This window comes from Campylobacter concisus (genome assembly GCF_015679985.1).
GTDB classification, from domain to species: domain Bacteria; phylum Campylobacterota; class Campylobacteria; order Campylobacterales; family Campylobacteraceae; genus Campylobacter_A; species Campylobacter_A concisus_AC.
Genome location: NZ_CP049239.1, coordinates 1760341 through 1775524, shown reverse-complemented (window position 1 = coordinate 1775524; position 15184 = coordinate 1760341). Strand labels below are relative to the sequence as shown.

Here is a 15184-nt window from a genome sequence, read left to right as displayed (position 1 = left end):
TTTTATAGTCCTAAATTTGCAAGGTCATGAATGTGTAAAACACCCACGGGTACGCCATCTTCCACAACGGCAAGAAGCTGAATTTTATATTTTTCTATCAAAGCTAACGCATCCACAGCTAACATTTCCTTGTCGTTTATCTCTTTTGGATGTAAGGTTGCAAATTTCATTGCTGGCTCGTCTAGGTCAAAGTCCTCTCGCATAAGTGCACGTCTAAGGTCGCCGTCGCTTAAAAGGGCATCTAACACACCATCTTTATCGACGATAAGAACCGTGCCAAGTTTGCCATGTGTCATAGTATCGATTGCTTTTTTTAGGCTTGCATTCCAGCGAACTATCGGTAAATTTTCGCTTCTCATCACATCTTTGACCTTTAAAAATAGCCTCTTGCCAAGGCTACCACCTGGATGAAAATTTGCAAAGTCCTCTTTTTTAAAGCCTCGCCTTTGCATCAAACAAACAGCCAACGCATCTCCAAGAGCTAACGTTAGCGTAGTTGATGCTGTTGGAGCGGCATTTAGTGGGCACGCCTCTTTTTCTACGTCAATGCTAATAAATGCATCGCTAAATTTACCAAGTGAGCTTGTTTTACTTCTTGCCATTGCGACGATCTTTACGCCAAAGCGCTTTACATGAGGTAAAATTTTTATAAGCTCATCGCTCTCGCCACTAAAGCTAATGGCTAACAAAACATCATCCTTTTCTATCATGCCAAGGTCGCCGTGCATAGCCTCTGTTGGATGCAAGAAAAAGCTTGGCGTACCAGTGCTTGCAAGCGTGGCAGCGATCTTTGCGCCTATGTGACCGCTCTTGCCTACGCCTGTTACTATGACCTTGCCTTTTGTATTAAATATCAAATTTACAGCATCTTCTATCTCTAAGTTTTTAGCATGTCTTAAAAGCTCGTTTGCTTCTATCTCTAAAACTTCGGCTGCGATTTGGTTGATTGTTTGCATAAATTTCCCTTACATTAGATAGATAATTGGTACGATAGTTGGGTACTTTTTGACCTTTCTAAAGATATGCTTTCTGATCACTTGGCGCACTTGTGACTCAAGCAATCTACCATCTTTTAAAAGCTCCTCTTTGACGTTGCTTAAAAACTGCGTCAAAATTTCTTGCATCTCTTTGCTAAACTCCGCATCTTGCTTGTTACCCACAAGTCCGTAGCTAATAACACGAGGCTTATTTATAAGCTTTGCACCATGACGTGAAATTTGAGCAATTATCATGACGACACCTGCTTCAGCAAGGTTTTGTCTATCGATGACGACATCGTCTGAGATTTGTTTATTTATTTGATTGTCTATGAAGACTTTGCCGGTTTTTACCGTTTTTACACGTTTTAAGTATTTTTGGCAGATCTCCATTTGATCGCCATCACTCATTAGATAGATATTTCTCTCATCCACACCACAGCTAATGGCCGTCTCTTTATGCTTTGCGATGTGATTGTATTCGCCATGCACTGGCAAGAAAAATTTTGGTTTTATAAGACGTAGCATCAGCTTTTGCTCTTCTTGTGCCGCGTGACCGCTGACGTGGATCTCGCTAAAGTCTTGATAAGCGACACTTGCACCTGATTTTATTAGGAAATTTAATACAGTTGAGATGCTGCTTTCATTACCAGGGATCGCCTTTGAGCTGATTATTATCTGATCGGTTGGCTTTATTTTGATGTATTTGTGCTCATCGGTAGCCATTCGGTAGAGTGCGCTCATAGTCTCACCCTGAGAGCCAGTGGTAACGATCAGCACTTCGTTATCTTTAAATTTGCCAACCTCGTTAGCGTCGATAAAAATTTTCTTATCAAGTTTGATGTAGCCAAGCTCCATTGCAGTATATAAATTTCTCTCCATTGATCTACCGATGACACAGACTTTGCGGTTGTATTTTAGCCCCCACTCGATCGCCTGATAAACGCGGTGGATGTTTGAGCTAAATGTGCTCATAATGACGCGTCCTTTGGCCTTTGAGAATATCGCGTCAAAGGTCTTGCCAACACTACTTTCGCTTTTTGTAAATCCTTCTCGGTAGCTGTTCGTGCTATCGCTCATTAGGCACAATACACCTCTTTCGCCGTAGTATGCAAGTCTGCCAAGATCTGTCGGATAGCCATCTATCGGCGTATGGTCGATCTTAAAGTCACCCGTATGGATGATGGTGCCCGCCTTTGTCGTGATAGCAAGTGCTGAAGCATCGATTATAGAGTGAGTTATGTGTATCCACTCAACCTCAAAGTCGCCTATTAGATATGGCTTTCTTTTTTCAACAGAGCGGAAAAGCGAGCGCTCCTGCTTTAAGCCGTGCTCTTCAAATTTATTGTTTATCATACCAAGTGGCAAAGGCGTAGCGTAAATCGGAAATTTAAACTCTTTGTAAAAATATGGTACCGCGCCGATGTGATCCTCGTGCGCGTGAGTGATGATGACGCCTTTTATCTTATCTTTTATTTTTCTAACATAGTCAAAGTCAGGGATGAGTATATCCACGCCATGCATACTCTCACTTGGAAAACTCATACCAATATCAACAATGATGGCGCTAGTTTCTGTTTCAAAGATAGTCATATTGCCACCGATCTCGCCAAGACCGCCAAGTGGAGTTATGCGAATTTTATGCTCGCTTGAGTTTAGATACTTCATCGGCTCCAGACGTAGCTCGTGAACGGCCTTGTTTGCTACCATTGCGCTTGCGATATCTTGCTGCCATTGTTCATTACCATTTAGTTTTGCAGGTAAATTTTTCTTTGGCTTTTTAGCTTTTTTAGGCTTTTCTTTTTGTTCTTGCGTTTTGGTTTTTGTTTCTTGTGGTTCTTGTTTTTGATCTTTTGGCTTATTATTTTCGCCATTTTTGTTTTGATTTTTATTGTTTCTTGGCTTTTTTGGGCGAGGATTTTGGCTCTTTGGCTCGGCGTGAGTTTCAGTTTCGGCCTGCTCTGCTGCAAAAAAGTTATCTATCACACTTTTGCTTACTAGTGAAGCTTGCTCGGTAGTTTCGCCTTCTTGTTTTGGTTTATTTTTTGGTCTAAATCTTCGTCTTTTGTTGTTTTTACTTTGGTTAGTTACAACTTTTTCTTCGTTTTTGTCGTTCATTATCTTCCTTTAATCTTTCAAATACTTTTAGATAAAAATCGACATCTAGCTCGTGTGGACGTAAATTTTGAGCTAAGCCTAGGCTTTCAAAAATTTCTTCTAACGCATTTTTGTCAAAATTTGTGGATAAATTTTTCAAAAGCGTCTTTCTTGGCGAAGCAAACGCAGCTCTTAAAAATACTTTAAAAGCCTCGTACTGTTTTGCATCTTTGAAAATCCCGTCTTTGCCAAAAATCTTTTTTGTTTTTTGTAGTTTGATGACTGAGGATGTGACCTTTGGAGGTGGATTAAAAAGCTTTGCATCCACGTCGAACAAAAGCTCACACCTACCTTGAAGTGAAGCGAGGATCGATAAAGAGCTAAATTCTTTATCCTTGCTCTTTGCACTAAATTTAAGAGCAACCTCTTTTTGTATCATCACAATAAGCCCAAGGCATTTTTCGTCATCTATCGCATTTAGGATCATCTTCGTAGCAACATAATAGGGCAAATTTGCGACCAAAAAGTAGTTCTCACTACTTAGTCCGCCCTCTTGCTGCCACTGCTCTAATGCATCTTTACAAAAAAGTTTTAATTGTCCATTTTGGATCTCATTTGCAAATTTGGCCTTTAAAATTTGAAACAGCTCACAATCTATCTCAAAACAGGTTGTCTTATAAATTTGCAAAAGTCTAAATGTCAAATCACCTAAGCCAGGCCCAATCTCAACGACGTTTGCTACATCATTGGGTATCGCTTGGATGATCTTATCTAGTGTTGCTTTGTCTTGTAAAAAATTCTGTCCAAAGTGCTTTTTTGCCTTTATCATAGCCGCGATATTAGCCAAAAATTACTTATACAATGATTACAAGTTTAGTTTAATCATATATAAAATGGATTATAATCACTAAACAATAACGAAATAAGGCATAAATTTGAGCAAAGCAAATACCTTAAAATACTTTTTATTATCACAATATTTAGAGCCAAAAACCTTAGACGAGCCAAAAAAGACAAATACCAAATTTAAAAAATCAATAGACCTTGACATTACAAATTTTGATGAGAAATTTCTACAAATTTTAAGGGTATTTGATAGGTCGCTTTTAAAAAATGGTATAGAAATTTCAATTTATGGCGGCATTTTTGAGACTGACTTGCTTGCTCTTGCGATATCAAAGCTAGCAAATGTTAAATTTGAAAAAGAGCAAATTTTAGAGGAACTACGCTCTGAACAAACGAGCTTTGATAAGGCGTTTTGCTATAAATTTAAGCTTGCTGGTGATTTGGTATTTTGTAAAGATGATCAAAATTTTGCTTTAAAAGATGTAGATTTAGATGATGATTTAACTCCGTTTTTTACACCAAACTCATCTGATGACCTTTTCATCCCAACAGCTCCTTGGGCAATGGCTCGCCTAGATCATCTAAAAGAGATAAATCAAAGTGACTTTAGCAAAGAGTGCGAGCGCATAAAAGACAAGCTATCTATCTATAAAGAAAAAATGGAATTTGGCAAATATATAAAGCTTATAAACGATGAGCTAAAAAGTGTACTTAAAACACCATTTTGTAATGATTTCTTAAGGCTTGAGATAAAGATCATAAATCCAAATTTTAAAGAAAATGATAGCCTTTTAAATAGCTTTTTTATAGATGATATAAATTTGCTTATAAAATTTTACGAGTCAGGCAGGACACACGAGCTAACGGATCAGTTTTTGGACGAGGGCAGTGAGAATAAATTTGAAAGACTTGATGTAAGAGATGAGCAAAATAAAAGGCTTGTTAGAGATTTTCTTAAAGCAGAAGAGTATCCAAGATCAGCCTTTGCTAGCGACTTCGCTCTAAATTTTTCACAGCAAATTGCCGTTAATAACATCATTAAAAAATTTAAAGAAAAAAGTGGTGGAATTTATAGCGTAAATGGTGCTCCAGGCACTGGTAAAACAACGCTTTTAAAAGATGTAATGGCTGAAGTTGTTACGCTTAGGGCGATAAAGCTTGCACAAATGAGTAGACATGATATCTTTGCTCCAGTTCGAGATAGTAGCGATAAGGTGCTTTATTTCACTCTAAATAAAGAACTCCAGGGCTATGAGATGGTTGTTAGCTCTTGCAATAACGGTGCGGTTGAAATTTTAAGTAAAGAGCTTAGCCAACTAAAAAGCATCGGTAGTTACGCAGGCGAGATTGATTATTTTAAATTTATAGCTACAAGGCTTCTCTCGGCCGATGAAAAGATAAATTTTGGAGAAAAATCTTTTATCTCAAAACCTGCATGGGGGCTTTTTTGCATACCTCTTGGCTCAAAGCAAAATAAGTCAAATTTTGTTTTTAATGCGATTAATGGCGTAAAGATCGAAAAAACGCATAGTCAGTTTGAAGATATTTCAAAAGAATTTAAAGAATTTATAGAACAAGATGGCTTTTTAATGGGGCTTGGCAAATACTTGGCTACCGGCGAAGGAATTGATGATTACGACGAGGCAAAGGAGAAATTTAATCAAGCCCTACATGAAGTAAATCTACTTTTTAGTGAGATCAGGATCAAAGAAGAGGAGCTAAAAAGTATAAATAGTGAGCTTATAAATATTGATAAAAGACTTGATAACTATAATTCAGCAAGGCAAATAGACGAGCTTTTAAGGCCACTAATAGATGAACTGGATTTGAGCAAAAATGAGCTAGAGCAAAAGGCTACGGAAGCTAACGAGCTAACAAAGCTTATTGGTCAAAATGAAATTTTACAAGAGTATCTGAGTACGCCTCCAAAGCCATCATTTTTTATTTTCCAGCAAATTTTAAAGACGCAAGCTTTTGAAAAATATAACAATGAAGCGCAAAAAGTTAGTGAGATAAATCGCCAAATAGCTGAGCAAAATTTGAAAGCAAGCAAGCAAAATAGTGAAAATAAAGAGAAGAATGAAGTAAAATTAAACGAACTAAAAGCTCAAATAACTCAGCTTGAAGAGAAAATTTTAGAACTTAATACCAAGATAGACCATCTAAACAAGCTTAATGATGACTTTATTAGACGTCAAAAATTAATTGGTAGAAGCGAAGAGCTTGATAGCTTTTTAAATGGTAGTTTTAATCAGAGTAATGAAGATATGCAAAAGAGTATGCCATTTATGATGGAGCGTGATCTTGATGAGAAACCCCACAAGACGAAGCTTTTTAAGGCAAGAATTAAGCTTTTTAAAGAAGCGCTTAATCTACATAAAGCCACTATCTTTGCTTGCAAAGAAGCTGTTAGAACAAATTTACGAGCTCTTAGCGTTGTATTTAATGATGAAAAAATGGCTGAGAAAAACGGGCTTGAGGCTAAAGATAGACGTAAAATAATAAAAGGATTATTTTTACTAACGCCAGTTGTTAGTTCTACTTTCGCATCTTTTAATAATACCTTTAAAGAGCTACTAAATGGCGATATAGGTTTGCTTTTAATAGATGAGGCAGGGCAGGCAAATTTAACTAACGCATTAGGTGCACTGCTTCGTTCAAACATGGCTGTTGTAGTTGGTGATCCACTTCAACTTGAGCCTGTTGTAACATTGCCACCAGCTTTAAATAATGCTATTTTACGCTACTGTGATGCAAAGGATGAGTTTAATCTACTAAAATCATCAGTTCAACTTCGAGCCGATAAAGTACAAAATATTGGTACATATATAAAAGGAGAGGGTAAGTCCATTTGGGTTGGTTCGCCACTTATCGTTCATAGAAGGTGCGCCAACCCTATGTTTAAAATTTCAAACGAAACAACATATGATGATATGATGATACTTGGCAGAAGTAGTGAAAGTAAACTTAGTGACCCTAATATCAAAACAGAATGGATTGATGTTAGTAGTGATGAATGGATAGGTAATTATAATAAAGCCGAAGGTATGATCGTTAAAGAGCTTTTAGATGGTAAGCTAGCCAAGCTAAAAGATAGTGTTAAAATAATAACACCTTTTAAAGATGTTTGTAAAAATTTAAAAGGGGCTGGTACCATTCACACCATGCAAGGCAAAGAAGCTGATGTTGTTATCTTTGTTCTTGGTGGTGCCACAAAAGGTGCTAGAGCATGGGCCGCTAGTACACCAAATTTACTAAATGTAGCACTAACAAGAGCAAAAGAGGTTGTTTATATAGTTGGCAACCGAGAAAATTGGTCTAATCTTCCATATTTTGAGGTAGCTGCTAGAAAAATAGATAAAGGATAGATTTGAATCATTTTGCAAAACGTATAATCCCATGCCTTGACGTAAAAGATGGTAGAGTCGTAAAGGGCGTAAATTTCGTAGGGCTTGTTGATGCTGGAGATCCTGTCGAGATAGCTAAAAGATACAATGACGAGGGCGCTGATGAACTTTGCTTTTTGGATATCACTGCCTCTCATCTTGGGCGTGATACGATAGTTGATGTCGTAAAAAAGGTCGCAAGTAAGCTTTTTATCCCACTAACAGTTGGCGGAGGTATACGCACGATCGATGATATCTCTCGCCTTTTAAATGCTGGTTGCGATAAAGTAAGCTTAAATTCATCAGCTATACAAGATCCAAATTTGATTGATGAGGCAGCTAAGAAATTTGGCTCGCAATGTGTTGTAGTAGCGATCGATGCTAAAAAGATTGAAAATGGTTATAGCATTTTTATAAATGGTGGTAGGATCGATACCAAAAAAGATGCCTTTTCTTGGGCAAAAGAGGTCGAGTCGCGAGGAGCAGGTGAGATATTGTTAACCTCTATGGACAATGACGGTGTCAAACAAGGCTTTAATCTTGAGCTAACAAAGATATTTAGTACGCTTTCTATACCGACTATTGCAAGCGGCGGAGCTGGTAAGATGGAGCACTTTAAAGAGGCTTTTGAAGCTGGGGCTGATGCGTGTTTAGCTGCTTCGATATTTCACTTTGGCGAAATTGAGATAAAAAAGCTAAAAGAGTATCTCAAAGCAAATGGTATTGAGGTTAGGCTCTGATGTTAGTTATCTCTGCTGGAAAAAATGAAATTTTTGACTTTGCTTTGCCAATGGGTGTGGGGCTAGTTGATATGGCAATAAATTTGACAAAATTTTTGCAGAAACGAGCATGTATTGGAGCGGATGAAAAGGGTATAAATTTAAAAAATATCGATCCGCACTATCTTGCAAAAATTGAAGCTAAATTTGCAAACTCATCAAATTCAGAGCTACAAAATCTAAGCCAAAATTTGTCAAAAAATCCTGAACGAAATTTGTATCAGATGCCAGAAAAAATAGTTTTTGTTGGCTCTGCAGGGCTTTATAAAGATGGTGAAATTTTGCAAATTTATGAAAGTTCGGTTGGGGCAAATGTTGAAATTTCCAGCATAGAAAATAGATCTTATACGCCTATTGAGTGTGAAATTTCTTCTATCGTTTCACGTGGAACTATCAAAACAAATTCGTCAAATTTTATAACGACTGATAAAAATTTAGCTTATAAAATGTTTGAAAAAGGCTATTTTTTAGAAAATATGGAGTTTTTTTCTGTTCTAAAAGTAGCTCAAATTTTTAAAATTCCAGCTTATGGAATTTTCGTAGCGACAAATTTTTGTAATAAAGATGCACATACTGATTTTGTAAAAAATCACGTAGAGGCCAAGAAAATTCTAACAAAATATATAAAGGAAAATATGTGATAAATTTGCTTGATCTTAGTATCGATGAGCTAAAAGAGTTAGTTTCTCCACCATTTAGAGCAATACAAATCTACGAGTGGATATATAAGAAAAATGCAACCGATTTCAGCCAAATGCTAAATTTGCCTAAAGATATGCGTCAAGGTCTAGCTGAAAAATTTTATATCGATCCTTTAAAATGTGTGAAATTTGAGCAAAGTAGTGATGGTTCGATCAAGTATCTTTTTGAGCTAAAAGATGGGCTAAAGATAGAGAGCGTTTTGCTACCGATGAAAGAGGAGATAAGTGATGAGAATGGAAAGATCAGTCGCCATGCTCGCTATACGGTTTGTGTTAGCTCGCAGGTTGGCTGTAAAATGGGCTGTGCTTTTTGTCTAACAGCAAAGGGTGGGCTTGTTAGAAATTTGACTGCAGGCGAGATTGTGGGGCAAATTTTATGGATAAAAAGAGAGAATAAGATACCTTATGAAAGACGCATAAATATCGTTTATATGGGTATGGGTGAGCCACTTGATAATCTTGCAAACGTTAGTAAAGCTATCAAAATTTTAGCTCTTAACGAGGGTCTAGCCATATCTCCATGTCGTCAAACCGTTTCAACTAGTGGCCTTGGCAGCCAGATAAAAAAGCTTGGTGAGATGGATCTTGGTGTGTTATTGGCCATATCGCTTCATGCTGTTACTAATGAGCTTAGAAGCCGTCTAATGCCGATAAATAAGGCGTATAATATTGAGGCTGTTATGGATGCTGTTAGGGGATTTCCTATCAATATGCGCAAACGCGTGATGTTTGAATACCTTGTTATCAAAGACCTAAATGACAGCGTTAGTGATGCAAAAAAGCTGGTAAAACTGCTGCATGGTATCAAGGCAAAGGTAAATTTGATCTATTTTAACCCACATGAGGGCAGTGAATTTGGACGACCTGAGCTTGCCAGCATGCTAAAATTTCAAGAATATCTAAGAGATCATGGCGTCACTTGTACGATTAGACAGAGCAAAGGGCTTGACATAAGTGCAGCTTGTGGGCAATTAAAACAACGCAATGAAAATGCAAAATTTAAAGCTATTGCTGGTAATAAAAATTCAAAAACACAGTCACTCGAAGAAATAGTAAAGCCAGTGTGAGTTAGAATGAGTGCGCTTGATATAGCCGAAATAGTCTTTATTGTTGTTGTGGTTTTACTTGGATTAGGGCTTATTTTAAAAGTTTTAAAAGATGAAAAAGATAGGCATAAAATCTAAGCCTTAACATTAAGATAAAGCCTAGCTCTCATAAAGAAATAAAATGGAGCATTAATTGCATAAACTACAAAATTATCATTGTGGTATTTAAAAGTGATAAACTTTGGCAAAACGTAGGTAAAGGTTTATGAGAAATAGAAATTTATTAAAAAATTTTAGACTAAAGTAAACCTTCTTTTGCAAATCTATAAAACTCGCTTTCAGCGTCAAATTTACTTTTTATGTTATAAAAAATTTCATCAAATTTAAAAGAAATCTCGTCCGAGTGAAGCAAGAGCCTTTTTGCTCCAGTTAAATTTATCCGTTCACACTCGCTCATCTCTTTATCTAAAATTTTCTCGATCTGCGGACGTGACAAACCATAAAGTGGTTCACCAAGTATCTTGTGTTTCACATGAAACAAATGTAAGCGAATTTGATGTTGTCTGCCAGTGAGTGGAATAGCCCGAACCAAAGTCGTATTGATATCGTCAAAATATCTGATCGGCAAAATTTTAGTCAAAGCACTCTTACCGTTTTCGCAAATTTGCATTCGCATTTTCACATCGTCGTAGTTGTTTGCTAGATCCATTTTGGCATCGATCGTAAATTCTCGTTCGATCTTGCCTTGTACCATCGCGACGTAGCTTTTAAAAACCTCTCTGTCTTCAAAAATTTTCTTTAGTCTAATCGTAGAATTTCTGTCTTTTCCAACGACTATCACGCCACTCGTCTCAAAGTCTAGCCTATGTGCCACGCTCGCATCTCGTCCAAAAAGCGTGTAAATTTCATCATTTAGTGAGTATTCGCAGTGTCTACCATTTGGATGGCTCAGCACCCCGCTTGGCTTGTCAAATACCGCAAAGCTTTCGCACTCAAAGATCGGCTTAAGTCCCTTTGGCTCAGCCTCATAGTCGATCAAAAAAATATCGCCACTCAAAATGGCATTTTTCTCACTCACGACACTGCCGCCACATATCAGCCTACCTTTATCTATTAGTCGTTGCGCCTCTCTCATACTAAAGCCAGTTTTCATTAAAATTTCATACGCTTTTTGTTTGTTTGCAGTGGCAATAAATCTATTTACGTATGGCAAGGTAATCCTTTTAAAAACGAGTGAGCTATCTTAAGCATAAATTTATAAGTATATAACCGACATTTCAGCACGGATTTTATATAATCCAAACTTAAATTTTATAAAATTATACGATGTGATTTTTGGCTTTCAAGGCTAAAATTTACTTTTATGATAAAGAAAAACTAATACAAAAAGGTTCAACAATGGTCGAAAGATACTCACGCAAAGAGATGGCTGATAAGTGGAGTATGCAAGCAAAATACGACGCTTGGCTCAAGGTAGAAAAAGCTGCTGTTAAAGCTTGGAATAAGCTTGGCTTCATAAGTGATGGCGACTGCGAGAAAATTTGCAAAAACGCTAAATTTGAAGTGGCTCGTATCGATGAGATAGAAAAGACGACAAAGCATGACGTCATCGCATTTTTAACAAGCGTCAGCGAGAGCCTTGGTGAGGAGAGCAGGTTCGTGCACTACGGCATGACCTCAAGCGACTGCATCGACACAGCTGTCGCCCTTCAGATGAAAGAGAGCCTAGAGCTCATCATCAGCGACGTAGAGGAGTTTATGCAGGCAGTCAAAGACAGAGCAAACGAGCACAAGCACACGCTCATGGTTGGCAGAAGCCACGGCATCCACGGCGAACCGATAACCTTTGGCCTTGTACTTGCCATCTGGTATGACGAGATCGCAAGGGCGCTAAAGCTTATCAAAGACGCAAAAGATACGATCAGCTATGGCAAACTCTCAGGCGCTATGGGAAATTTAGCCCACGCTCCGATGGAATTTGAAGAGCTAACATGCGAGGAGCTAGGTCTTAAAGCTGCCCCAGCGTCAAATCAAGTGATCCAGCGCGACCGCTATGCCCATGTGGTAAGCGCCATCGCAGTTCTAGCCTCTACTTGTGAGAAGATCGCAGTTGCCATTAGACACTACCAAAGGACCGAGGTTTATGAGGCAGAGGAGTACTTTAGCCCAGGACAAAAGGGCTCAAGCGCGATGCCACACAAACGCAATCCAGTCCTTAGCGAAAATATCACCGGCCTTTGCAGGGTGCTACGCTCATATGTCACGCCAGCGCTAGAAAATGTCGCCCTTTGGCACGAGCGCGATATCAGCCACAGCTCGGTTGAGAGATTTATCCTGCCAGATATGTTTATCACGGCTGATTTTATGCTGGTTCGCATCAAAAATTTGATAGCAAATTTAGTCGTCTATCCAGAAAATATGATGAAAAATTTAAATTTAACAGGCGGACTAGTCTTTTCACAGCGCGTACTTTTGCAGCTGCCACAGCGTGGAATTTCTAGAGAGGATGCCTACAAGATCGTTCAGCGCAATGCTATGAAGGTCTGGGCAGACTTGCAAGAGGGCAAAAAAGCGATCGACGAGCAAGGCCACAGCCTATTTTTGCAAAATTTGCTAAACGACGAGGACCTAACTAAGAGCCTTAGCAAAGATGAGATTAAAGAGTGCTTTGACTACAACTACTACACCAAAAACGTAGATAGAATTTTTGCTAGAGTTTTTGGCAAGTAATTTAAATGCAAGAAGTAAATTTATGCTTCTTGCTTCAATACATCGCTTCAAAAATTTTTACAACTATTTTAAAATAAGATCAAATTTTTTAAAAATAAAATATTATTTTTCGAATTAAATTTTATATCAAAAATCACTTTTTAAACAAAGAGAGTTTTTATCTCCTTTTGGATAAAATCCCAAATTAAAATTTAACATGGAGAGATATTTTTGAAAGTTATAAAACGTAATGGTAGAACAGAAGAGCTTGATATAAGTAAGATCAAAAAATATACAAATGAAGCGGTCCTTGGACTAAGCAATGTAAGCCTTAGCGAGCTTGAAGTAGACGCGAAAATCCAGTTTCGAGATATGATAACTACTGAGGAAATTCAGCAAACCCTTATAAAAACAGCAGTCGATAAGATCGACATCGACCGCCCAAACTGGACATTTGTTGCCGCAAGGCTATTTTTATATGATCTTTATCACAAAGTATCTGGCTTTAACGGCTACAATCACCTAAAAGACTACCTAGTAAAAGGCGAAAAGGTAGGCCGCATCATCCCTGGACTAAAAGAGAAGTATAACCTTGAGGATCTAAACGCTTACATTAGGCCTGAGCGCGACCTTCAGTTTGCATACCTTGGTATAAAAACGCTTTATGACCGCTATCTCATCAAAGACAAAAATGGCATGCCAATCGAGCTGCCACAGCATATGTTTATGGCGATCGCGATGTTTCTAGCGCAAAACGAGCTAGACAGTCAAGGCTGGGCTAAGAAATTTTACGACCTTATCTCTAAATTTGAAGTGATGCTAGCCACGCCAACACTCTCAAACGCAAGGACTACACGCCACCAGCTAAGCAGCTGTTACGTAGGTAGTACGCCTGATAATATCGAAGGAATTTTTGATAGCTACAAAGAGATGGCACTACTTTCAAAATTTGGTGGCGGTATCGGCTGGGACTGGAGCAAGGTGCGCGCAATGGGCGGTAGCATCGATGGACACAAAAACGCAGCTGGCGGTATCATCCCATTTTTAAAAGTGACAAACGACATCGCAGTAGCGGTCGATCAGCTAGGCACTAGAAAGGGCGCGATAGCCGTTTACATCGAGCCTTGGCATATGGACGTGAGCGATTTTCTCGATCTTCGTAAAAACTCTGGCGAAGAGAGACGCCGCGCACACGAGCTTTTCCCTGCGCTTTGGATAAACGACTTATTTATGAAGCGTGTTAAAGAAAATGGCCGCTGGAGCCTCTTTGACCCAGCTCAAGTAAGCGATCTTTGCGACCTTTACGGTGAGGAGTTTGAGAAGAGATACTTGGAGTATGAAAACGACGAAAATATCCAGAAAAACACCATCCTTGCAAAAGAGCTTTGGAAGAAAATTTTAACTAGCTATTTTGAAACGGGCATGCCATTTTTATGCTTTAAAGACAATGCCAATAAAACAAATCCAAACGACCACGAAGGCATCATCAGAAGCTCAAATTTATGCACCGAAATTTTCCAAAATACAGCGCCAAACTACTATAAGATTAAGATCACTTATGAAGATGGCAGCGAGGAGCTATTTGACGAAGAAGAAGACATCACGGTCGATAGTGGCATAACTAAAAAAGCCAAAAAGCTAAGCGCGCTTGATAGTCTAAAAGGTAAGCAAATTTTTATCGTAGAAAAAGAAAGCATCGAAGGCAAAACTGCAGTTTGTAACCTTGCAAGTATAAATTTAAGTAAGATAAACAGCAAAGAGGACATCGAGCGTGTCGTACCGATAGCTATCAGGATGCTTGATAACGTTATAGATCTAAATTTCTACCCACACAAAAAGGTAAAACACACAAACCTTGCTTCTCGCTCGATCGGCCTTGGTGTCATGGGCGAAGCGCAAATGCTAGCTGAGAAAAACGTAAAATGGGGCAGCTATGAGCACTTAGCGCTGATAGACAGCATAATGGAAAACATAAGCTACAACGCCATCTACGCTAGCTCAAATTTAGCCGTAGAAAAGGGCATCTATCCAAAATTTGAAGGCTCAAAATGGAGTAAAGGCATCATGCCAATAGACACTGCAAACGAGAACGCAAAGGCACTTTTAAACGACAAAGGTGGGCTATTTGACGAAAATGTCTGCGACTGGGACAAGCTAAGAGAGAAGGTCAAGCGCGACGGCATGAGAAACGGCTACCTAATGGCGATCGCTCCAACTAGCTCGATCTCGATCCTTGTTGGCACCACTCAGACCATCGAGCCAGTCTATAAGCGCAAGTGGTTCGAGCACAACCTAAGTGGAATGATCCCAAATGTCGTGCCAAATTTAAGCCCAGATACTTGGCAGTTTTACACGCCAGCTTACGAGCTTGATCAAAGAATTCTTATAAAAGCAGGCGCGATCCGCCAAAAATGGATCGATCAAGGTCAAAGTTTAAATATATTTATGAGCTTAGACAAAGCAAGCGGCGGATATTTAAGCGAAATTTACACGCTTGCATGGGAGCTTGGACTAAAATCAACCTACTATCTACGCTCTGAAAGCCCAGATAGCGAAAAACTAAACGACGTGGCCGACCGTTCGATCGAATGCGAGGGTTGTCAGTAAAGAACTTTTTATAATAAGATGTTTGATTTGTTTTCT

General features: G+C 38.6%; 10 protein-coding genes. 6 read left to right on the top strand and 4 right to left on the bottom strand.

All coding sequences use genetic code 11. From position 1 onward, the window contains the following. Positions 1–2: 2 nt before the first annotated feature. From G5B98_RS09145 to rsmA, 3 genes are read right to left on the bottom strand one after another with little or no spacing between them, the layout of a single operon-like run. Complete coding sequence (locus tag G5B98_RS09145) at positions 3–956, bottom strand: KpsF/GutQ family sugar-phosphate isomerase (RefSeq protein WP_196086754.1); 954 nt, start codon at positions 954–956, stop codon at positions 3–5. A gap of 9 nt (positions 957–965) precedes the next feature. After that, positions 966–3095 carry a ribonuclease J gene (locus G5B98_RS09140; RefSeq protein WP_232524586.1) on the bottom strand — a complete coding sequence of 710 codons (2130 nt, stop codon included), beginning with the start codon at positions 3093–3095 and terminating at the stop codon, positions 966–968. Continuing rightward, positions 3061–3903, bottom strand: a complete 843-nt coding sequence (gene rsmA, locus G5B98_RS09135) for a 16S rRNA (adenine(1518)-N(6)/adenine(1519)-N(6))-dimethyltransferase RsmA (RefSeq protein WP_196087370.1) — start codon at positions 3901–3903, stop codon at positions 3061–3063. The genes G5B98_RS09140 and rsmA overlap by 35 nt, the downstream gene beginning before the upstream one ends. 106 nt (positions 3904–4009) lie before the next feature. Here rsmA and G5B98_RS09130 point away from each other — a divergent pair, with 106 nt between their 5' ends. The 4 genes from G5B98_RS09130 to rlmN are packed head-to-tail and all read left to right on the top strand — an operon-like array spanning position 4010 to position 9853. After that, a complete protein-coding gene (locus tag G5B98_RS09130; RefSeq protein WP_196086753.1) occupies positions 4010–7288 on the top strand; it encodes an AAA domain-containing protein in 3279 nt (1092 codons plus the stop codon). A 2-nt stretch (positions 7289–7290) separates the two neighbouring features. After that, complete coding sequence (hisF, locus tag G5B98_RS09125; protein WP_196086752.1) at positions 7291–8046, top strand: imidazole glycerol phosphate synthase subunit HisF; 756 nt, start codon at positions 7291–7293, stop codon at positions 8044–8046. Further along, on the top strand, positions 8046–8726 hold the full coding sequence (locus tag G5B98_RS09120) for a purine-nucleoside phosphorylase (protein WP_196086751.1): 681 nt from the start codon (positions 8046–8048) through the stop codon (positions 8724–8726). Before hisF ends, G5B98_RS09120 begins: the two co-directional genes overlap by 1 nt. Further along, complete coding sequence (gene rlmN / locus G5B98_RS09115; protein WP_196086750.1) at positions 8723–9853, top strand: 23S rRNA (adenine(2503)-C(2))-methyltransferase RlmN; 1131 nt, start codon at positions 8723–8725, stop codon at positions 9851–9853. Before G5B98_RS09120 ends, rlmN begins: the two co-directional genes overlap by 4 nt. 277 nt (positions 9854–10130) lie before the next feature. Here the strand turns inward: rlmN and G5B98_RS09110 are convergent, their stop codons facing one another. Further along, on the bottom strand, positions 10131–11045 hold the full coding sequence (locus G5B98_RS09110; RefSeq protein WP_196086749.1) for a pseudouridine synthase family protein: 915 nt from the start codon (positions 11043–11045) through the stop codon (positions 10131–10133). Positions 11046–11230: 185 nt separating this feature from the next. Here G5B98_RS09110 and purB point away from each other — a divergent pair, with 185 nt between their 5' ends. Together purB and G5B98_RS09100 are read left to right on the top strand one after the other, a co-directional pair. After that, positions 11231–12562, top strand: coding sequence for an adenylosuccinate lyase (gene purB / locus G5B98_RS09105; RefSeq protein ID WP_196086748.1), 1332 nt, complete (start codon positions 11231–11233; stop codon positions 12560–12562). A gap of 210 nt (positions 12563–12772) precedes the next feature. After that, a complete protein-coding gene (locus G5B98_RS09100; protein WP_196086747.1) occupies positions 12773–15148 on the top strand; it encodes a ribonucleoside-diphosphate reductase subunit alpha in 2376 nt (791 codons plus the stop codon). The last annotated feature ends 36 nt before the right edge of the window (positions 15149–15184 follow it).